17 protein-coding genes are annotated in these 20,395 nt (G+C 51.4%); 11 read left to right on the plus strand and 6 right to left on the minus strand.

Annotated elements, in window-relative coordinates; all coding sequences use genetic code 11:
• Positions 1-46: 46 nt before the first annotated feature.
• The gene (locus JYB63_RS06670) at positions 47-382 is read right to left on the minus strand and encodes a winged helix-turn-helix transcriptional regulator (protein WP_205657069.1); all 336 of its coding nucleotides are present in this window, start codon (positions 380-382) and stop codon (positions 47-49) included.
• A 138-nt stretch (positions 383-520) separates the two neighbouring features.
• Here JYB63_RS06670 and JYB63_RS06675 point away from each other — a divergent pair, with 138 nt between their 5' ends.
• Complete coding sequence (locus JYB63_RS06675; RefSeq protein ID WP_205657070.1) at positions 521-1,288, plus strand: SDR family NAD(P)-dependent oxidoreductase; 768 nt, start codon at positions 521-523, stop codon at positions 1,286-1,288.
• 61 nt (positions 1,289-1,349) lie between these two features.
• Here JYB63_RS06675 and JYB63_RS06680 read toward each other — a convergent pair whose 3' ends face one another.
• The 3 genes from JYB63_RS06680 to JYB63_RS06690 form a co-directional block, all read right to left on the minus strand.
• Entirely contained in the window at positions 1,350-2,027 is a 678-nt protein-coding gene (locus tag JYB63_RS06680) for an anthranilate synthase component II (protein ID WP_205657071.1), read from the minus strand.
• Between the two features lie 11 nt (positions 2,028-2,038).
• The gene (locus JYB63_RS06685) at positions 2,039-3,430 is read right to left on the minus strand and encodes an anthranilate synthase component I family protein (RefSeq protein ID WP_205657072.1); all 1,392 of its coding nucleotides are present in this window, start codon (positions 3,428-3,430) and stop codon (positions 2,039-2,041) included.
• A 67-nt stretch (positions 3,431-3,497) separates the two neighbouring features.
• Positions 3,498-3,743, minus strand: a complete 246-nt coding sequence (locus JYB63_RS06690; protein WP_205657073.1) for a Trp family transcriptional regulator — start codon at positions 3,741-3,743, stop codon at positions 3,498-3,500.
• A gap of 396 nt (positions 3,744-4,139) precedes the next feature.
• Between JYB63_RS06690 and JYB63_RS06695 the strand changes: the two genes are divergently transcribed.
• The 4 genes from JYB63_RS06695 (at position 4,140) to JYB63_RS23625 (ending at position 10,624) form a co-directional block, all read left to right on the plus strand.
• Complete coding sequence (locus JYB63_RS06695) at positions 4,140-4,478, plus strand: hypothetical protein (protein WP_205657074.1); 339 nt, start codon at positions 4,140-4,142, stop codon at positions 4,476-4,478.
• Between the two features lie 609 nt (positions 4,479-5,087).
• Positions 5,088-7,310, plus strand: a complete 2,223-nt coding sequence (uvrD, locus tag JYB63_RS06700) for a DNA helicase II (protein WP_205657075.1) — start codon at positions 5,088-5,090, stop codon at positions 7,308-7,310.
• A gap of 153 nt (positions 7,311-7,463) precedes the next feature.
• Positions 7,464-8,693: a GGDEF domain-containing protein gene (locus JYB63_RS06705; RefSeq protein ID WP_205657076.1), complete on the plus strand. Its 1,230-nt coding sequence runs from the start codon at positions 7,464-7,466 to the stop codon at positions 8,691-8,693.
• 242 nt (positions 8,694-8,935) lie between these two features.
• A complete protein-coding gene (locus JYB63_RS23625; protein WP_205657077.1) occupies positions 8,936-10,624 on the plus strand; it encodes a methyl-accepting chemotaxis protein in 1,689 nt (562 codons plus the stop codon).
• Between the two features lie 65 nt (positions 10,625-10,689).
• Here the strand turns inward: JYB63_RS23625 and JYB63_RS06715 are convergent, their stop codons facing one another.
• Complete coding sequence (locus tag JYB63_RS06715) at positions 10,690-11,091, minus strand: acyl-CoA thioesterase (RefSeq protein WP_205657078.1); 402 nt, start codon at positions 11,089-11,091, stop codon at positions 10,690-10,692.
• A gap of 333 nt (positions 11,092-11,424) precedes the next feature.
• Between JYB63_RS06715 and JYB63_RS06720 the strand changes: the two genes are divergently transcribed.
• The 5 genes from JYB63_RS06720 to phoU all read left to right on the plus strand — a co-directional run bounded on the left by JYB63_RS06720 (position 11,425) and on the right by phoU (position 18,211).
• Entirely contained in the window at positions 11,425-12,399 is a 975-nt protein-coding gene (locus tag JYB63_RS06720; RefSeq protein ID WP_205657079.1) for a PstS family phosphate ABC transporter substrate-binding protein, read from the plus strand.
• 210 nt (positions 12,400-12,609) lie between these two features.
• Positions 12,610-14,886, plus strand: coding sequence for an ABC transporter permease subunit (locus tag JYB63_RS06725; RefSeq protein ID WP_205657080.1), 2,277 nt, complete (start codon positions 12,610-12,612; stop codon positions 14,884-14,886).
• A 29-nt stretch (positions 14,887-14,915) separates the two neighbouring features.
• Positions 14,916-16,604, plus strand: coding sequence for a phosphate ABC transporter permease PstA (pstA, locus tag JYB63_RS06730; RefSeq protein WP_205657081.1), 1,689 nt, complete (start codon positions 14,916-14,918; stop codon positions 16,602-16,604).
• A gap of 21 nt (positions 16,605-16,625) precedes the next feature.
• Positions 16,626-17,459, plus strand: coding sequence for a phosphate ABC transporter ATP-binding protein PstB (gene pstB, locus JYB63_RS06735; RefSeq protein ID WP_205657082.1), 834 nt, complete (start codon positions 16,626-16,628; stop codon positions 17,457-17,459).
• 14 nt (positions 17,460-17,473) lie between these two features.
• Positions 17,474-18,211, plus strand: coding sequence for a phosphate signaling complex protein PhoU (phoU, locus tag JYB63_RS06740; RefSeq protein ID WP_205657083.1), 738 nt, complete (start codon positions 17,474-17,476; stop codon positions 18,209-18,211).
• 62 nt (positions 18,212-18,273) lie between these two features.
• On the opposite strand, the gene JYB63_RS06745 is transcribed toward phoU, so the two are convergent.
• A complete protein-coding gene (locus JYB63_RS06745; protein WP_205657084.1) occupies positions 18,274-18,555 on the minus strand; it encodes a hypothetical protein in 282 nt (93 codons plus the stop codon).
• 321 nt (positions 18,556-18,876) lie between these two features.
• Between JYB63_RS06745 and JYB63_RS06750 the strand changes: the two genes are divergently transcribed.
• Positions 18,877-20,394, plus strand: a complete 1,518-nt coding sequence (locus tag JYB63_RS06750; protein ID WP_205657085.1) for a diguanylate cyclase — start codon at positions 18,877-18,879, stop codon at positions 20,392-20,394.
• The last annotated feature ends 1 nt before the right edge of the window (position 20,395 follow it).

Raw genomic sequence — 20,395 nt, forward strand, 5'->3', positions numbered from 1 at the left:
GAATACCCTGCAAAAAAAGGCCGTTCAGTGAACGGCCTTTTTTACATCAGTCTTCCAGCGCATCCGCCAGTGCTTCCAGCTCGTCCAGCACCCCGATAAAGCGCTCACCGAAAGCAGTGACTTCATACTCCACCCGGGGTGGCACCTCCGGATAACTGATCCGCTTCAGAATACCGAAATCCACATTCTTACGCAGACACTCATTCAGCACCTTGGTTGTCAGCCCTTCCACGCTGCGAACCATTTCCCCCGGACGATTAATGCCATGGGCCAGCAACTGATAGACCGTCAGTGACCACTTGCAGCCATAAATCGTTTCTACCATCCGGGCACTGCGCGCCGGAGCGGATTTCTGTGAAAAAATTTTCTCGTTAGATTTCATCAAACTGTACCGAAAAGTACCTATAGCACCACTTTGTACTTACTTTTTCCCGACGCCCCGATCCATACACTGGATGCCATACAGGGCGGATTATGACGCCGTCTTAATGACCATCATTAATCATGGGAAACCGATAAAATGCAAGCCACAACACCAGTAACAGCACTCATCCTCGGCGGTTCCAGCGGTATGGGCCTGACCATCGCAAAACGGCTTATGGCACAGGGCATCAGCACCTGTATCGTCGGCCGCTCTGCAGCTAAACTCAACCAGATCAGTGCAGAACATCAGAGCAACGGCTTACTCTCAACCTACCGTGCCGACCTCTACGAGCCTCAGGATGTCGATGATCTGATCAGTCATATCGCCACTCAGCCTCAGGGAATCCGGTACTTCGTCAATGCTGCCGGCTATTTCAATCCAAAAGCATTTACTGACCATACCCCGGAAGATTATGACCTGTATATGCAACTCAACCGCGCCAGCTTCTTCATCTCCCAGGCAGTTGCCCGCAACATGCAACAGCACGGCGGTGGCAACATCGTGCACATCGGTTCTATGTGGGCGAAGCAGGCTGTGAAAGCAACACCGTCATCGGCCTATTCAATGGCCAAAGCCGGCCTGCACTCACTGACCCAGCATATGGCAATGGAACTGGCGGATGACAACATCCGGGTCAACGCCGTATCACCGGCCGTCGTCGCCACACCTATTTACGAAGCCTTTATTCCCCAACAGGAAGTCCCGCAGGCACTGGCAGGTTTTAACGGCTTCCATCCGATAGGACGTATCGGCCAGCCTGAAGACGTTGCCGCAACCGTTGCCTTCCTGCTCAGCGAAGAAAGCAGCTGGGTAACCGGCGCAATCTGGGATGTGGACGGCGGCGTGATGGCCGGCCGCAACTGATCAGCAGGCACAAAAAAACCGCCGGTGCGGCTGCACGGGCGGTTTTATGTATGTTTACTGATTATTCATCACAAAACAGGAAGTTACGGATCAGCTCCTTGCCACCTTCCGTCGCAAAGGACTCCGGATGGAACTGAATGCCATAAATCGGATATTCCTTATGCTGCAGCCCCATAATTTCATACCTGGCTGACGGGTCTGCCACCAGCGTCGCCAGATCTGCTTCCGACATTTCACCGGCATCCGCCTGATTCACCACGGCCGTTAGCCGCAAGCAGTCAGGGAAACTGCTCACCTCAGCAATCAGAGAGTGGTAACGCATAATTTCCAGAAAGTTCGGAATGCCGCGGAAGACAGAGCTGCCATCATGCACAATCGGGCTGATCTTACCGTGCATTGGCAAAGCAGCCTTCACCACCTTGCCGCCAAACTGATGCACAATCCCCTGCATGCCCAGACACACGCCCAGCAGCGGAATGGTTTTGCCCAACTCCTGAATCACCTGAGCACAAATACCAAAGTAGCTTTCGTCTTCAGGGGTACCCGGGCCCGGTGACACGATGATCCGATCCGGCGCAGCGGCTTTTATATCTTCCAGCGTCACTTCATCATTACGCTTCACCACCAGTTGGAAGTTTTCCAGCCGGCCCTGATGCTGTTCCGCACTGAGAATTTCACCAATGTACTGATACAGGTTGTACGTAAAGGAATCGTAATTATCGATAATATAAACTTTCATGCCTGCGCCCCTTACTGTGCGGTGTCTTTAACAAACTGATCCAGCACTTTCTTGGTACCGGCAAATTTACGCTGAATTTCCTGATACTCATCTTCAGGATTAGAGTCATAGACGTTACCGCCACAGGTTTGCACATAGGCTTCTTCGCCGTTGGCAAACACCGTCCGGATCGGAATCGCAAAAGCACAGTCACCGTTAAAGGAGAAGTGCCCCACTGCACCGCCATAAGGGCCACGGCCGTCTGATTCCAGATCATCAATGATCTTCATGGCTTCAATCTTCGGCGCGCCGGTTAACGTACCTGCCGGGAAGTTACTCGCCAGTGCCGAGAACATGTCCTGATCCTGGGCGATAATGCCAACAATCTCACTGGAAATGTGCTGTACATGGCTGAAGCGCTTAATGTCCATCAGGCTGCGGACTTTTACCGTACCGAACTGCGCCACGCGGCCAATATCATTCCGGTGCAGGTCGACAATCATATTGTGTTCGGCAATTTCCTTCGGATCATTCAGCAGCTTGCGGGCCAGCTCACGGTCCTCGGCTTCGGTTGCGCCACGCTGCGCAGTACCGGCCAGAGGGAAGGTTTCCATCTCGCCCTGACGCAAGCGGAACAACAGCTCAGGGCTGGCACCGATCAGCTTCTGCTCGCCGAATTTAAGGTAATACATTTGCGGAGACGGATTCACTTCCCGCAGCTGCTCATAAATATTGATGGTGTCGCCCTTCAGGGTGAAGCGCTTCTTGAAGCCCACCTCCGTCTGGAAGATTTTGCCGTCAATAATATCCTGCTTAACCTTCATGACCGCCGCCGCATGCTCTTCACGGCTCATGGTCTCCTCGCCCACCAGAATTTCCAGCTCACCGTTGCCCGGGTACTCCGCATCAATCAGCTGCTGCACCAGATCCATACGGTTATCGTCGTAGTAGAAGTAGAAAACCTCACCGGTCATTTTGTCGAGGATCAGGCCGTCCTTATACAAGCCAAACTTGAACGCATTGAACATCTCACTGCTTTGCAGGTTCAGCGTCGGCTCAAAGTAGTTCATGCTGTCATAACCCAGATAACCGGTCAGACCACCGGCATACTTACGGGAAATCACATCCTGAGGAATCAGATCCCGCAGCAGGTAATAGGGGTTATCACTCGGATATTCCTCGGTGCTGCCATCACGTTCCTGAATAAACAGGCTCTTACCTTCCGCCCAGATAATTTTTTCCGGATCAAAACCGATAATTGAGTGGCGGGAGATATAACTTTCTTCCCCCAGCGACTCGAGCATGAAACAAATATCAAACTGCTTATCGAGCTTTTTAAACAGTTCGAAGAAATCAAAGCCGGCCCCCATCGGGACATACTGTGGTTTTCTGGGTAAATTGATCGGATCAGGCTTACGGGACATAACATTCTCTGGATTCAGCCGCTACCTCTGGATAACCGGCAACGGGATTAAATTCGGTAAACAGCTTTTACTGGCTGTCTTTTAACGCTCTGGAGCCGCGGGTAACGGTGGCAATCCCCACCCCCAGGGTTTCTGCAATCTGTCGTTGCGGCACACCCTGCTCCAGCATCTTAAAAATCTGCAGACGCTTGGTCACCTCAACAAACTCATTGGGTGTCAGCAAATCACGTAACGCCGACTCCATTGCATCCGGGCTATCAATGTCTAACAAATGACGTGTTAATGCGGCGATATATTCTTTTTCAGTGCTCATCATAAACAACTTAGCATGTACTAGCGAACTAGTATGCTAGTACATTGATATTTTCAGTCAAGCATTATTTCTTCAGGCCTGACAATTCGGTTAACACACCATCCAGCCCCGTCATAAAAATGAACAGAACATAAACAAAAATGAAACAAATACCCGTCAGCCAAATACATCACACATCCGCCTGAAACATTGATATACATCAATATTTGAAATCTTTTTGAAAAATAAAAATCATCAAAATTCAAACAAAATCACCTTTTAGGAATTATTCCTATATCTTCTGACACGCAATTCTCAATAATAGAATAGCAAGAGCAGGACGCTCCCGGTTATCAGGAAGATAACCCGCTGAAAGGAAGCTCAGAGACCTGTCAGGTGCAGGGATAGCGCCACTTAATGACAGACTCATCCGGAGTAAAGGACATTCCGGAAATATCTGCCAGAGCAGAAACAAAGGCTAAGGAAGCCGACAACTGCAGGAAGCAGAAATCAAACAAATACTCTTCTTTGAATGAAAGTTGTTTGAATGAGCAGGAAGCTCAAAACCCGAAACGGTCAGGTTATCAGGATGATAACTTGCTACAGGGAAGTGAAAAGGCCTGTCAGGTGTATGGAGAGCACCGTTCAATGACAGACTCATCCAGAGTAAAGGATATTCCGGAAATATCTGCCAGCGCAGAACCAAAGGCTAAGGAAGCCGACACTTGCAGGGAGCAGACAAACACTCTTCTTTAAGTGAAAGTCGTTTAAATGAAGGCTGTTTGAATGAGCAGGAAGCTCAAAACCCGAAACAGTCAGGTTATCAGGAAGATACCTGCTGTAGGGAAACACAGTGATCTTGTCAGGTGCACGGATAGCGCTATTCAATGACTGATCCGGCCGGAGTAAAGGACACTCCGGTAGTCTGCTCAGGCAGAAAAGAGGCCAGGGAGGCCATCGGTTGCAGGAAGCAACCTTAATGAATCAGGGATGCATTCACGGTAAACAGGACGTTTTCCGTTACAACAGGGAGGATCACGCTGCAGGGACAGGCAGCACAAGGTCAGCAGGAGCAACGACCGCCCCGAAAGGTTCATGATGAATCACCGGGTTTCAGGGACGCACTTTTAAGCAAAGGGAATAGCACCGGCCCATGGCCGGAAATCTGTAAGGCAAGTAAAGGAGGCGAAGCCGCACAGACACCATTTCAAGAAAGCATTCAGTGACGATTGAGTGCTTTTTTTCTTTCTGCCCTTCTTTTATACCCACCGTTCAGATAACACTCGCGCCCGGACATGGGTCTGCTATAATCCGCTACTGATTATTTATACAGCAAATTCTGCATCAGCATAGACCCGGGCACTTATGGACGTATCTCACCTGCTTGACTCACTCAACGAAGCGCAGCGCGACGCAGTTTCCGCGCCACTTGGTAACCTGCTGGTACTGGCCGGTGCAGGCTCAGGCAAAACCCGGGTACTGGTTCACCGGATTGCCTGGCTGATCCAGACAGAAGGCCTGTCACCGTATTCAATTATGGCGGTAACCTTCACCAATAAAGCCGCCAAAGAAATGCGCGGCCGGATCGAAGAACTGCTGGGGCTGAATCCCAGCGGAATGTGGGTAGGCACCTTCCACGGTCTGGCACACCGTATTTTGCGGGCACACTGGCGCGATGCGGGCCTGACTGAAAACTTCCAGATCATGGATTCTGATGATCAGTTGCGATTGGTTAAACGGCTCAGCAAAGAAATGAATCTGGACGACAGCCGCTGGCCTGCCAAACAGTTTCAGTGGTATATCAACGCCCAGAAAGATGACGGCCTGCGTGCCGCCCATATTGATCCCGGCGGCGATCCCTATGCACAGATGATGGTCACCATGTACAGCGCCTATGAAGAAGCCTGTGAACGTGGCGGCATGGTGGACTTTGGTGAACTGATCCTGCGGTCACTGGAATTACTGCGCGACCGCAACCCTTCCCTGCTGAAACACTATCAGGACCGCTTCCGCTATATTCTCGTAGACGAATTTCAGGATACCAACACCATCCAGTATGCCTGGCTGAAACTGCTGTGCAGCGAAATGGACCCGCGCCAACCCCAGCCGGAAAAACTGATGGCGGTAGGCGATGACGACCAGTCCATCTACGGCTGGCGTGGTGCAAAAATCGAAAACATCCAGCGTTTTAAAGACGACTACAACGATACAACCGTGGTGCGTCTGGAACAAAACTACCGTTCCACCCGGAATATTCTCAGCGCAGCCAACGCCGTTATCGTCAATAACCAGGGCCGTCTGGGTAAAGAACTATGGACCGAAGGCACCGATGGCGAACCTATTTCCGTTTATGCCGCTTTTAATGAACAGGATGAGTCCCGCTTCATCGTTGATCAGATCGAAAGCTGGGTACGGGACGGCAACCTGCGCAGTGAATCTGCCATTCTGTACCGTTCCAATGCCCAGTCCCGGGTACTTGAGGAAGCCCTGATCCGTGCTGGTATGCCATACCGTATCTACGGCGGCCAGCGCTTCTATGACCGGCTCGAAATCAAAAATGCCCTTGCCTACATGCGCCTGCTCAGCAATCGCGAAGACGATACCGCTATGGAACGGGTCATTAACGTGCCCACCCGCGGTATCGGCGGCAAAACCATTGAAGAAGTCCGCCTGCACGCCCGTACAGAAGGCGTCTCCATGTGGCGGGCTGCCAATGAAGTGGTGGAACTGAATAAACTGTCTGCCCGGGCGGCCAATGCCCTGCAGGCATTCATTGACCTGATCAACGATCTTGACCAGAACACCCAACATGCTGAGCTGAACGAGCAGACAGAACACGTGGTGCAGTACTCCGGTCTGATTGAGCATCACCTCAAAGAAAAGGGTGAAAAAGGTCAGGCACGGGTGGAAAACCTTGAAGAACTGGTCAGTGCTGCCCGTCAGTATCTGTCGACCTGGGAACCGGACAAAGAAGAAAACGTTAACACCACGCCGCTTGCTTCCTTCCTTGATCAGGCTGCACTGGATGCCGGCGACACCCAGGCAGATGAACATCAGGACAGCGTCCAGCTAATGACCCTGCACTCTGCCAAGGGTCTGGAATTCCCTCTGGTGTTTTTGGCCGGCATGGAAGAAGGCCTGTTCCCGCATAACATGTCGATTGAAGAACCCGGACGTCTGGAAGAAGAACGGCGCCTTTGCTATGTCGGTATCACCCGTGCCATGCAACAGCTGTATCTGACCTATGCCGAATCACGCCGCTTGCATGGCAATGAAACCTTTAACCGGCCATCCCGATTTATCCGCGAGATTCCGGAAGAGCATCTGCAGGAAGTGCGCCTGAATGCCAGCATTCGCCGCCCGGTAACCGCCCAACGGGCACCTCAGCAGCCATCATATGCTCAGGCACAGGCCGGTCAGGATGTACCGTCTATCGTACTGGGTCAGCGGGTTTCCCATCCGATCTTCGGTGACGGCGTCGTCGTTAACTATGAAGGTCAGGGACCGAAAGCCCGGGTGCAGATTAACTTCGACTACGAAGGCACCAAATGGCTCGTTGTTGGTTACGCCAACCTGCAACCGCTTTAAATCCTGTCTGACAGCCGGCAAATCTGCCGGCTGTTTTATACATATTTTCCCTTATCAGCCATTAGTCGTAGTTTTTTTGCCTTAACCCCTTTCTTTTCTGTGGTTAATCAGGCAAAAATAGATGTACTGAAACTGAATGACGGCAAAGGGAACATGGCCTTTTTATTCCGTGAATGCACATATCCAACCACCGTACTGGCCGGATTCCACTGGTCGGTACTGCTGTGTATCTACAGCATACTGGTATGCCCCTTTTTAGCCGGAATGCCCGCCCATACTCTGCTGGGCCTCTATGCAACGTCAGTTATTCTGACCGCCCTTTGCATTCAAAAAGCCAATCAGCAAACAACCAGCCACACCCATCAGGACTCCCCTGCAATTTCTTTCTGCATTCAGGTGCTTATCTGGACCATGCTGGGCTGTGCCATTGCTACATTTAACGCCCTGACGTTTGACTTCCCTCCCGGCAGCGCTGAAAAAGTGATCATTGGCTTTGGCTTTCTGGGCATTTATAACGCCGTCAGCGGCCTGCTCCGGCAACAACACAAACAGCTCAAACCCAGACAGCTTCAGGCATTACATTTCTGGTTACGCTACGGAGTCATCACACTGCCGGTGGTGATTGCCGTCATGACTATTTGGATCATCAATGTTCAGCTTGCCACCTACTGGGCAGACTATCAGTTACCGGCCCGGTCTCCGGAACAGATCGTTCTGGCCAGCACCCTGTTTATGCTGCTGATTGCCATCCTGATCAGTCAGAACCTGCTGCGCAGTGGTTTCAGAATACTCAACAGCCAGGCCCGGCAGCTGCTACTCAGCATCGACCGTCGCGCCAATACACTGAACCCTTCACACCACTGTGAGTTTAAAAGTGTGCGTCAGCCAGACACTCAGATACTCAACAACCCTGTTTATCAGCGAAAGATTATTCACCGCCTGAGAGCACTTAAATATCTGGATCCGGTTACCGGCACGCACAATGCCCGCTTTATTGAAGACTTTCTCAAGAACCGCCAGCAGAAAGAGCCTGATCTGCAGCTGCATTTTTTATTGATCCAGATCAAAGAGAAGCCCGTAGAAAACGTCCTACACTACGAAGAGGATTCTGATGCGTTACAGGCAAAAGCGGCCCAGCGCATTCATCAGTTTCTGATGGCGGAAGATATTTTAGCCCGGCTGGATAACAACTGCTTTGCGGTCATTCCTGCCAATCCGGAACGGCTGGATGAAAGTAATTTCAGCCAGTGTCTGACACAGAATCTGCAACAGCAGCCACTGACACTCAACGGACGTTCAGCTTACGTTAAGTGCAAAATCAGTAGGCAAAACGTCCTTATGCACAGTGCAAAAGCTGGGGCTGACTACGCCTTTCAGCATTAAAAAAGCACTGTAATCCCCATTTTATGTACATTTAAAAATCGTTTTAATTTTTAAATTAAACATAGATTTCCCATACGGTAAAAACACATCAACTGTTTAAGTAATATTTAAAACAAGTGTTTTTCACTGAAAAATATGAGGTTTTTCTGGCACGCGGGTTTCATTCTTCAGAAATCACGGTGTAAGGTTGTTTTGCTGTTTGAAACAAGTTCCCCCAGCCGAATAATTTGAGGAGTATATTCGTGTTTTCCTCCCTGCGTATTTCATCACGAATCTATCTGTTTGCCGGTATTCAGCTACTGCTGTTACTGATACTGGGCGGTGTCGCCCTGACACAAATGCAGAAAATCGGTATCGAACTGATCGATATCGCCGAAGAAGATATCCCGATTACCAACGGGTTAACCCACATTACTGAGTATCAGCTCGAACAGGCCATTATGTTCGAACGTTCTCTGGCACAGGGCCTCGCCATTGCCAACGGAATCGACCAGAAAGCCGAACTGCAAAAATCGGTGAGCACATTCATCAAACTGGCTGATAAAGCCGAGAAAGAGTTTGTTGAACTCGAACACATGATTGAAGAGGCCATTCAGAACACCCATACTGAAAAAGCCCGTCAGAAATTCACCACCCTGCTGGCAGCTCTGAAAAAAATCGATGCTGAACACCTGCAGTACGACAATGCGGCAAAGAGAATTCTTAAGCAGGTATCCAGCGGTGATGCCGTAGCGGCTTTCAGCAACGCAAGCAGCGTCATTGCACTGGAAGAAAAAATTGACCATGCGCTGATTGAAATGCTGGAAGACGTGCAGCAATTCACGCTTAACGCAGCCCTGCAGGCCGAGCATGATGAAATTGTGGGTCAGCAACTGATTACGACTATTTTCATCGCCAGCATTATTATCGCCGTCATTTTCTCATTCCTGATCAGCCGTTCAATTGTCTCGCCGATTATCAATATGCGTGATCGTCTGCGTGCCCTGTCCGAGGCCGATGCGGATCTGAGTATCGAATTGCCGGTACGCAACACTGAAACCGGTGAAGCTGCAGCCGCCTTTAACAAGCTGATGGCCAAACTCAGAACCATGGTCATCACCATTTCTGATACTTCCAATGAACTGTGCGAACACTCCCGCGCCACCATTGAAGTCATGGCTAACGCCCAGAGCAGCATTGAATCACAACAGCAACAAACTGAACTGGTAGCCACCGCCGTAGAAGAAATGGCCGCCTCAATTCAGGAAGTGTCCGGCAGTACTAACCGTGCCGCTGAGCTGGGTGAAATCGTTAAGGAAAAAGTGGCCACCGGTATGAATGTTGCGCAGGAAAGCCAGACGATTATTAAGCGTCTGAGCGACAACGTCGCAACAGCTGCCACAGACATTCAGTCTCTGGCCACCGAAACAGACCGTATCGGCGAAGTACTGGGCAGCATCCGGGGCATTGCCGAACAGACTAACTTGCTGGCACTGAACGCAGCCATTGAAGCCGCCCGGGCCGGTGAATCCGGACGGGGCTTTGCCGTGGTAGCCGATGAAGTACGGGCCCTGGCGCAGCGCACCCAAACCTCTACCCAGGATATTCAGTCCCTGCTGGAACGTTTGCAACAGGAAGTGGCCAGCGCCGTTGCAACCATGCAGACCGGTCAGGAAAATGCTGACATCTGTCTGACAAAAGCTGCTGAAACCGCCAGTTCACTGGATGAAGCCACCAGTGCCGTTCTGGATATTGCCGCACTGAATACTCAGATCGCGACAGCCACCGACGAACAGACAACAGTGGTTCAGGAAGTGAATCAGAACCTGCATATCATTTCTGAAAGCTCTTATGAAACCACTGAAGGTGCCCGGGCAACGACTAAAGCCAGCCAGGAAATCACTGAAGAACTGATCGAACTGCATGGCTTTGTAAACCAGCTGAAAACCTGATCAGTTTTCTGCAGGCATTAAAAAAGGGCTTCTAATGAAGCCCTTTTTTATTTGAAATCATCTGCTCAGCGACCGAAATCCAGTGCCCGGATATGGCCGTGACCGTCAATTGCCACCTGAACGCACTCAGTTTCGCTGACCTTACGCATTTCACGGGTATCCGGAGACACGCCCCACACTTCCACTTTAATGCGCAGCGAACTGGTACCCTGCTCAAGTACCTGAGTGTAGAACCCCAGAACTGTTCCCTGTAATACCGGCGCCATAAAAGACATCGCACCAATGGAAACCGTCGCCATACGTCCTTCAGCCACCTCAGCGGCACGAATCTCTGATGCCAGAACGGCTTTAGAAGCAACCCATCCGCCATAGATATCACCAAACATGTTGGTTGCAGTGGCATCTGCCGGACAGCGAAGGCTTAATTCGCCTTCAGGCTTAAGCACCTGGTCTTCTGCTGTAATCATGAACTAAATCCGCACTCAAAAATTGATGTTATTTTGGTCGCTATTCTACCAACCAAGCCTGCCGCGTCCAGTCACCCGGGCGAATAATTATCCCCGGCGGAGAAAACGCGACAATCCGGGACGCTGATACCAAACATTCTTACTATTAAGCATATACCCTGTGAGCCAGCTTGCTAGATACTGAGCATTTTTCATACAGCTTATAACCGGAAAAAAAAGATTACTTTCTGTCATATTAGTGTCACACAGCCGCTCTATAGTTCGCATCATCGAAATATAAATCAGCCACTCTGGCTTAAACGAATAAGACTCTCACTCTTTACGGAGCTAGTTATGAAACCGATGAAAAAGCTTTTTGCTGCTGTTGCTATGACCGCCACCTGCATGACTGCAAGTGCCAGCGACCTGCTTGATCCAAACCTGCCTGTTTACCAAAAGGCAGCCGGTGTTTCCGGTAACCTGTCCAGTGTTGGTTCTGACACTCTGGCGAACCTGATGACCCTGTGGGCTGAAGAATTCAAGCGTAGCTACCCGAACGTAAACGTGCAGATTCAGGCTGCAGGTTCTTCTACTGCACCACCGGCACTGACCGAAGGTACATCTAACATCGGTCCTATGAGCCGTAAGATGAAGGACAAAGAACTGGAAGCATTCGAAAAGAAATTCGGTTACAAGCCAACTCCGGTTGCTGTAGCTATCGACGCGCTGGCAGTTTACGTACACAAAGACAACAACGTTACCGGCCTGACCATTCCACAGGTTGACGCTATCTTCTCTGCAACCCGTAAGTGTGGTCTGCCAAGCGAAGTAAACAACTGGGGTGATGCCGGTGCAGAAGGTACTCTGGCCAGCCAGGGTTTCCAGATCTTCGGCCGTAACTCAGTATCCGGTACTTACGGTTACTTCAAGAAGAAAGCACTGTGTAAAGGTGACTTCCGCAACAATGTGAACGAGCAGCCAGGTTCTGCATCTGTTGTTCAGTCTGTATCTACTTCTCTGAACGGCATCGGTTACTCCGGTATCGGTTACAAGACTTCTTCTGTACGTGCCCTGCCACTGGCGAAGAAAGACGGTCAGCCATTCGTAGACGCAACACCTGAAAGCGCTCTGAACGGTACTTACCCTCTGGCCCGTGCTCTGTACGTATACGTGAACAAGAAGCCTGGTCAGGCACTGCCTCCAATGGAGCGTGAATTCCTGAAAATGGTTATGTCCCGCGTAGGTCAGGAAGTTGTTGTGAAGGATGGTTACATCCCGCTGCCAGCCAAAATGGTTGAAAAGCAAATGAAGAGCCTGCAGCTGAACTGATTGCAGCCTACTTAAGACCTCAGGGTCAGCACATAAAAAAGGAGTCTCAGGACTCCTTTTTTTGTCCCTGAACCGCCGGAAAATATGCCAGCAAAGTGAAATTTTTTCGCTGGACCTTATATGTAACAGTTTTATGACAGCTCTGTAACATTACTGTAATAGAGCTGGTATATCTTAGCCGCCATTAATTCCGATAGTGCTGATAGAACCATGACTACAGATAATAGTTCTGCGATTCCAGACCTTGATTTCAATACGGCCTCCGCTAAGCGAAGCCGTAAATTTCGTGCGCTCAAAGACAAGATGGCAAGCAGCCTTATTGGCTTTGGCGGCGTCAGTGTAATCATTGCCATTCTGCTGATCTTCTTTTACCTGCTGTATGAAGTACAGCCATTGTTCAACTCTGCCAAAATTCACCAGTGGCAGGATAATGAACAGGTAATTGAAGCTTATCCCGCCCCCGGTGAAGGCGAAACTCTCTATCTGACCATGGAAGAACAGGCTGAAATCGGCCTGCGGGTTACCGATCAGGGACAACTGAACTTCTTCAACAGCCGTACCGGCGACATAATGAAGCAAGTTCAGGCCGACATCCCGGCCGGCGCCAGTGTTACCAGCTTTGCCCTGGCCTCAGAAAGCAGCCGCATTTTTGCGCTGGGTCTGAGCAACGGTCAGGCACTGGTATTCAAGCACGAATACAAATCCGAATATCCGGATGGCGAACGGGTCATTACACCGTCCGTCAGCTACCCACTGGGCGAAGCACCGATCGACGTTGCCGATACCTCCCTGGACTTACTGGCCATTAACGGTGAAGAAAGCGAATTCCTGCTGGTTGGTGGTGGTAAGAACTACCTGAATGCAGCCGCGCTAAGCCTGTCTGAAAGCCTGTTCGGTGATGAAGTTGAGATCGAAATCGACAACCAGCACCTGCCGGAACTGAACATCGACGCAACCAAAGTACTGCTGATGCCAGACCGTCGCTGGGTTCTGATTGCCGGTAATAACGGTAAGGTTGCGGTACTGGACCTGCGCAATGGCGAAGGCCCGGCTGTCAGCCAGTTGCTGGATGCCACCGATGGCAACATCACTACCTTTGATCTGCTGCTGGGCGGTAACGCACTGCTGCTGGGTAATGACCTGGGTATGGTATCCCAGTGGTTCCTGGTCCGCGACGAACAGAACCTGTGGCAACTGACCAAAATCCGTGAGTTCGAAGGCGCAGATGCTGCCCTGGTTGATCTGACCACCGAACACCGCCGTAAAGGCTTCGCCACGGTTGATACCGACAACACCCTGCGGATTTACAACTCTACGGCACACCGTACCGCTCTGAGTGAAAAACTGTCTGATAAGCCAATCGACATGATTGCCTTTGCTCCGCGGGCAAATGCCCTGCTGACCGAGCAGGACAAGGTTCTGACCCTGTATAAGATTGAAAACGAGCACCCGGACGTATCCTGGAGCGCCCTGTGGGAAGAAGTCTGGTACGAAGGTTACGACGAACCTAAGTACATCTGGCAATCCTCTGCAGCGAACAACGACTTCGAGCCAAAGTACAGCCTGATGCCACTGGCATTCGGTACCCTGAAAGCGGCCTTCTATGCCATGTTGCTGGCCACTCCGCTGGCGATTTGCGGCGCGATCTATACCGCTTACTTCATGGTGCCGACCCTGCGCCGTAAGGTGAAGCCGTTCATCGAGCTGATGGAAGCACTGCCGACTGTAATCCTGGGCTTCCTGGCCGGTCTGTGGCTGGCACCGTTTATGGAAGATAACCTGCCGGGTATCTTCACCTGTCTGATCATTGTTCCGCTGGCGATCGTTGCTTTCGGTTTCTGCTGGGCACAACTGCCGCAGAAAATACGCTTCATGATTCCGGATGGCTGGGATGCGCTGTTACTGATCCCTGTCGTTATCCTGACCACCCTGTTTGGTTTATCCATCAGCAGTGGCGTGGAAGGGGCTCTGTTCGGCGGCGATATGCGCGCCTGGATCACCGATGACCTGGGCATTAGCTACGACCAGCGTAACGCTCTGGTAGTGGGTATTGCGATGGGCTTTGCGGTTATCCCGACCATCTTCTCCATTACTGAAGACGCGATCTTTGCTGTGCCTAAGCACCTGAGCTACGGCTCACTGGCACTGGGCGCGACCCCATGGCAAACCCTGACCCGTGTAGTACTGCCAACCGCCAGCCCGGGTATCTTCTCGGCAGTGATGATCGGTATGGGCCGTGCAGTCGGTGAGACCATGATCGTACTGATGGCCACCGGTAACACACCAATCATGGATATGAACATCTTTGAAGGTATGCGCACCCTGGCAGCCAACATCGCTGTGGAAATGCCAGAATCCGAAGTGGGCAGCTCCCACTACCGCATTCTGTTCCTGGCAGCCTTTGTACTCTTCCTGTTTACCTTCGTGGTAAACACCCTTGCAGAGCTGGTTCGCCAGAGCCTGCGTAAAAAATACGGTTCACTGTAACCCGAGTGTGACTGAGGATTTGAAGAAAAATGAACATCTCCTTTCGTGAATGGACAAAATCCGGCTCACCATGGGTATGGTTAAATGCCGGTGCAGTGGCCATCAGCATCATCATGGTTGTGGGTCTGCTGGCACTGATCGCCGTCCGTGGTCTGAGCCACTTCTGGCCTGCCGACATTATGCAGGCCAACAGCACCGTTAACGGTTCAACCACCCAGATGATCGGTGAAGTGGTTCAGTCTGAAGACGTACCGACGATTCAGTTACGTGAAGCCGGTAACGACCTGCCAGGCGACGAAGAATTCATGGTTCGCAGCCTGATCAAGATCGGTAACCGTGACGTCAACCGTGCTGACTTCACCTGGTCAATCGACTACTACCTGTCAGACCGTGAATACCCGGAAATGCTGTTCGCTGCAGAACGCCGCGAATGGGGTAACTTCTACGGTTACCTGCGCGCCCTGAAAGAAAACGGCGAAGTTGTCGGCAGCTACGACGGCTACGACAAAACCCCTGAATACGAAGCACTGTGGAACGACTTCGAAAACCGTGTTGAACGGGCGCTGGATATTCAGGACGACATCTACCAGATCGAAAAACACCGTATCGGTGCCATTAACTACGAACTGGAACGTCTGCGTCTGAAAGGCCGCGCACTGGAACTGGACGGCGTTACCGACCAGTCACAATACGATGTACTGGAAAAGCGTCGCAACGAGCTGAACGCTGAGTACGAAGGTCTGCAGCAGGAACTGCTGGATCTGTACACCCTGTTCAACCGCGACAGCTACGTGGCTGAAGTGGCAAACGGCCAGCAAGTTGAAGTATCCCTGTCAAAAGTGGTGCGGATCTTCCGCCCGAACAACATGGGATTTGTTGAGAAAGTCGGCCATTACTTTGCCAAACTGTGGGAATTCGTCAGCGAAGATCCCCGTGAAGCAAACACCGAAGGCGGCATCTTCCCGGCGATCTTCGGTACCGTGATGATGGTTATCCTGATGTCCATTCTGGTAACCCCTTTCGGTGTTGTTGCTGCTGTCTACCTGCGTGAATATGCCAAGCAGGGCTTTGTGACCCGCCTGATCCGCATCGCGGTAAACAACCTGGCAGGTGTACCGTCCATCGTATACGGTGTATTCGGTCTGGGCTTCTTCGTATACTTCCTGGGGGGCAACATTGATGACCTGTTCTTCCCGGAAGCCAAGCCATCTCCGACATTTGGTACCCCGGGTCTGATGTGGGCGTCCCTGACGCTGGCTCTGCTGACAGTACCGGTGGTAATTGTTGCCACTGAAGAAGGCCTGAGCCGCATTCCGCGGGCGGTCCGGGAAGGCAGCCTGGCACTGGGCGCAACCAAGTTTGAAACCCTGTGGCGTGTAGTACTGCCAATGGCCAGCCCGGCAATGATGACCGGTGTCATTCTGGCGATTGCCCGTGCTGCCGGTGAAGTTGCACCACTGATGCTGGTAGGTGTTGTTAAACTGGCACCGAGCCTGCCGCTGGACGGTAACTACCCGTACATCCACCTGGATCAGAAATTTATGCACCTGGGCTTCCACATCTATGATGTAGGTTTCCAAAGCCCGAACGTTGAAGCGGCCCGTCCGCTGGTATACGCAACTGCTCTGCTGCTGGTTGCAGTGATTGCCCTGCTGAACCTGTCAGCCATCGCGATCCGCAATCATCTACGCGAAAAATACAAAGCGCTTGAAATGTAAGCCGAACAGAGAATATTGACTATGACTACTGAAGTAAAAACCCACTCGATCGATATTTCGGCTATGCAGCGTCAGAATCAGACTCTGCGTCTGGAAGACGAAACCGTTGCCCTGACAGTCAACGATCTGGAACTGTACTACGGTGATAAACGCGCCCTGCACGGCGTGAACATGACCATCCCTAAAAACCGGGTAACTGCCTTCATCGGCCCGTCCGGTTGCGGTAAATCAACCCTGCTGCGTTGTTTCAACCGTATGAATGATCTGGTAGACAGCTGCCAGATCAACGGTGAGATCATTCTGGATAACCAGAACATCTACGAGCGTGCCGTTGATGTGGCAGAACTGCGTCGCCGGGTGGGCATGGTATTCCAGAAGCCAAACCCGTTCCCGAAAAGCATTTATGAAAACGTTGCTTACGGCCTGCGTATTCAGGGTGTTACCAAGAAACGTGTCATCGATGAGACCGTTGAATGGGCACTGAAATCCGCCGCCCTGTGGGACGAAGTAAAAGACCGTCTGCACGAAAGCGCACTGGGCATGTCCGGTGGTCAGCAGCAGCGTCTGGTTATTGCCCGCACCATCGCTGTAAAACCTGAAGTTCTGCTGCTGGATGAGCCGGCATCGGCACTGGATCCGATCTCCACACTGAAGATCGAAGAACTGATCCACGAACTGAAAAAGGACTTCACCATTGTTATCGTGACACACAACATGCAGCAGGCTGCCCGTGTATCCGATTACACCGCGTTCATGTATATGGGCGATTTGATCGAGTTTGGTGTCACAGATACCCTGTTCACCAATCCGGAAAAGAAACAGACTGAAGACTACATCACCGGTCGTTACGGATAACCGAGGAAATTTCCATGACATACGAACAGGATCACCACAGCACGCATATTTCCCAGCAGTTCAACGACGAACTGGAACAGGTCCGTACCGAACTGCTGACCATGGGTGGCATTGTTGAGCGTCAGGTAAACGACGCCATTGAAGCCCTGATTGAAGGCGATGCAGAGCAGGCCGAACAGGCCCGTAAAAATGACCAGATCATCAACGATATGGAGCTGATGATTGATGAACAGTGCACCCGTATCATCGCCCGCCGCCAGCCGGCTGCCGCTGACTTACGTCTGATCATCGCAATCAGCAAAACCATCAGCGACCTGGAACGCATGGGTGACGAAGCAAGCCGTATCTGCCGTCACGCCATCGAACTGGCGGAAGATAACGGTAAAGGCCGTGGTTATCAGGAAGTACGCCACATCGGTAATCTGGTCCGCCAGATGCTGCAGGACTGCCTGACCGCGTTTGCCCGCAGCGACGCTGAAATGGCCTATAAGGTAGCGAAGAAAGACAAGTCTGTAGACCAGGAATACCGCACAGCGATGCGTACGCTGGTCACCTTCATGATGGAAGACCCACGTTCCATTTCCAACGTCATGAACGTTATCTGGGTACTGCGAAGCCTGGAACGGATCGGTGATCACACCCGCAACATGGCTGAGCACCTGATTTATCTGGTAAGCGGTACAGACGTACGCCACAGCAGCCTCAGCGATATCAAGAAGACCGTGCGTCAGCACGAGTCGGATGATGCTTAAGGCGGAATAGCCGCCACAAAAAAAGGCAGCCACTGGCTGCCTTTTTTGTATCTGTCCGGTACTTAACTTTTTTCAATCTGTAACAGGATACGGCCATTATTCTTCGGTTCAGCCCGCATAATATAGCCCTCTGCCTGATAGTGTCCGTAATTTTTCAGACCCTGCATAACATCTTCCGGAACCGAGCCGCCACACCAGCCCTGCACCATGGCTTTCATATAGCCAAGAAATAATGCATCCAGCTCCCAAAGATCGCCCTGCATATCACAGGTGGCAATGCCTTTCTTATCTGTCGCTCTCCGGTTCTGTTTACCGGTTGCCTTCCCTCTGCGTTCGATCAGCACAGTCTTTTTCCTTCCCCTGTTTAATTGTCAGTCAGGTACAACTCACATCCTGCTCTCCGGCATTCCCACGCCGGGTCTGTGTGCAAAAATTAATTCTAGCTCAATACTTCCGCATCTTGTAGTACGTTTATATTGATAAACAAAAATAGGCTTGCAGACACCTTAAAAGGCGTTTTCAGAATATGATTCAGAGTCACCGGATAGCATTAAGTCTGTGAAAAAGCTGGATTTTCTGCCGCGCAGCCGATATAGAATACTATTGAGTACCTTTAGTGGTATTCCAGGGACGGCAATCTATCAATCTGAATGGCAGGAATTACCATGGCTGACTATATCGTTTACGGCGACTTAAATTGCCCCTTCAGCTATGCATTACATGAGTTACTCAGCAGTCATAATTTGCTGAATAAGGTGGAATGGCGCCTGGTCGAACATACTGCTGATGTCAGCAGCTATGCCAGCGCAACGGAAAGTATGTCGGAAATTGCCAGCGACATTTTTGATATCCGTAACCGCATCCCTGACATATCCATCACCCTGCCCCCCAACCGTAGCGACAGTTATTTCCCCAGCCTCTGTGTGATCGCAGTGAGCAAAACAGCCCCGGGCAGCATTTCCTGTTTTCGTCAGGCCCTGTACCGTAATCTGTGGATCGAAGGTAAAGATATATCTGACACACCGGTTATCTTCAACGCACTGGAAAGCTGTGATCTGACCACCGAAATAGAAGCTGACGAAGCCTGTGAGGCGATCCTTCAGGACTGGCAAACACAGTGGGAATCCGGCAATTTTGGTATGCGCACCCCGGCCATACAAAGCAGTGACGGCCGGCGGATGGTCGGGCTGCAAAACTATAAGAATATCATTGAGTTTTTTCAGGGCCAAACCGTCAACAGCCCGGAGAACCAGCCAACATCCCGTCAAAAGGAGCGTCAGACAATCGCTGTGTTCGGCGAAGATGCCTGCCACAAACTCTGGAATGTGCTCTCCATGCTGCGGGACAATTACAACCTGCTGTTACCCCAGTCCTGGCCGGCACTTAAAGAGCAACTGGTATCCCCGGAACAGTGCCCGGATCTGGTCCTGATTCATCAGCCGGTGAAAGACAATAATCTCGCAGAGCGGTGTCTGGAGCTGAATCACTTCCTGCGGGAAAAACAAATTCCGCTGGCCTGTATCGGTCCGGAACTAGACGATACCCTGGAAGCCTCACTGTACGATGCAGGCACCGCTGATTACCTGCTTGAGCACCGCAACCCGGCGATCATTCAGGCCCGTATCGGCATTCTGCTGCAGCTGAAACGCTCCCACGATCTGCTGGCCCGCGCCGCCAGCATCGACAACCTGACTCAGGTCTACAACCGTCGTGAGTTCGAGCGCACCCTGGAAATGGAATGGCGCCGCAGCCAGCGTTCCAAGCAGAGCCTGTCGTTAATCCTGCTGGATATTGATTACTTCAAAGCTTACAACGACCACTACGGCCACCTGAACGGCGATAACTGCCTGCGTCAGGTCGCCAAAGCCATTAAAGATTCCGCCCGGCGGGTTCAGGATATTGTCAGCCGGTATGGCGGTGAGGAGTTTTGCATTCTGCTGCCGGAAACCGATCTGGCCGGCGCACAGAAACTGGCAGAAAATATTCGCGATAACATCAACCGGCTGGAAATCCCCCATACCGGAGAACTGGCTGACAAAGTCACCGCCAGCCTGGGAATATCCACTCTGATTCCCGCCAACGGCAGCTCACCGCGGGCGCTCATCGAGCAAGCGGATCAGGCCCTGTATAAAGCGAAATCCGCAGGCCGTAATCAGGTGATGATCTTTAATCAGCGCCGCTGAT

The sequence above is a fragment of the Aliamphritea spongicola genome (assembly GCF_017051665.1).
Classification (GTDB): Bacteria; Pseudomonadota; Gammaproteobacteria; order Pseudomonadales; family Balneatricaceae; genus Amphritea; species Amphritea spongicola.

Coding starts and splice junctions, on each gene's coding strand:
- JYB63_RS06720 (WP_205657079.1), top strand. CDS start 11,425: ATGAAACCGATGAAAAAGCTTTTTGCTGCTGTTGCTATGACCGCCACC.
- JYB63_RS06670 (WP_205657069.1), bottom strand. CDS start 382: ATGAAATCTAACGAGAAAATTTTTTCACAGAAATCCGCTCCGGCGCGC.
- JYB63_RS06725 (WP_205657080.1), top strand. CDS start 12,610: ATGACTACAGATAATAGTTCTGCGATTCCAGACCTTGATTTCAATACG.
- JYB63_RS06675 (WP_205657070.1), top strand. CDS start 521: ATGCAAGCCACAACACCAGTAACAGCACTCATCCTCGGCGGTTCCAGC.
- phoU (WP_205657083.1), top strand. CDS start 17,474: ATGACATACGAACAGGATCACCACAGCACGCATATTTCCCAGCAGTTC.
- uvrD (WP_205657075.1), top strand. CDS start 5,088: ATGGACGTATCTCACCTGCTTGACTCACTCAACGAAGCGCAGCGCGAC.
- pstA (WP_205657081.1), top strand. CDS start 14,916: ATGAACATCTCCTTTCGTGAATGGACAAAATCCGGCTCACCATGGGTA.
- JYB63_RS06695 (WP_205657074.1), top strand. CDS start 4,140: ATGACAGACTCATCCGGAGTAAAGGACATTCCGGAAATATCTGCCAGA.
- JYB63_RS06680 (WP_205657071.1), bottom strand. CDS start 2,027: ATGAAAGTTTATATTATCGATAATTACGATTCCTTTACGTACAACCTG.
- JYB63_RS06715 (WP_205657078.1), bottom strand. CDS start 11,091: ATGATTACAGCAGAAGACCAGGTGCTTAAGCCTGAAGGCGAATTAAGC.
- JYB63_RS06690 (WP_205657073.1), bottom strand. CDS start 3,743: ATGAGCACTGAAAAAGAATATATCGCCGCATTAACACGTCATTTGTTA.
- pstB (WP_205657082.1), top strand. CDS start 16,626: ATGACTACTGAAGTAAAAACCCACTCGATCGATATTTCGGCTATGCAG.
- JYB63_RS06705 (WP_205657076.1), top strand. CDS start 7,464: ATGGCCTTTTTATTCCGTGAATGCACATATCCAACCACCGTACTGGCC.
- JYB63_RS06750 (WP_205657085.1), top strand. CDS start 18,877: ATGGCTGACTATATCGTTTACGGCGACTTAAATTGCCCCTTCAGCTAT.
- JYB63_RS06685 (WP_205657072.1), bottom strand. CDS start 3,430: ATGTCCCGTAAGCCTGATCCGATCAATTTACCCAGAAAACCACAGTAT.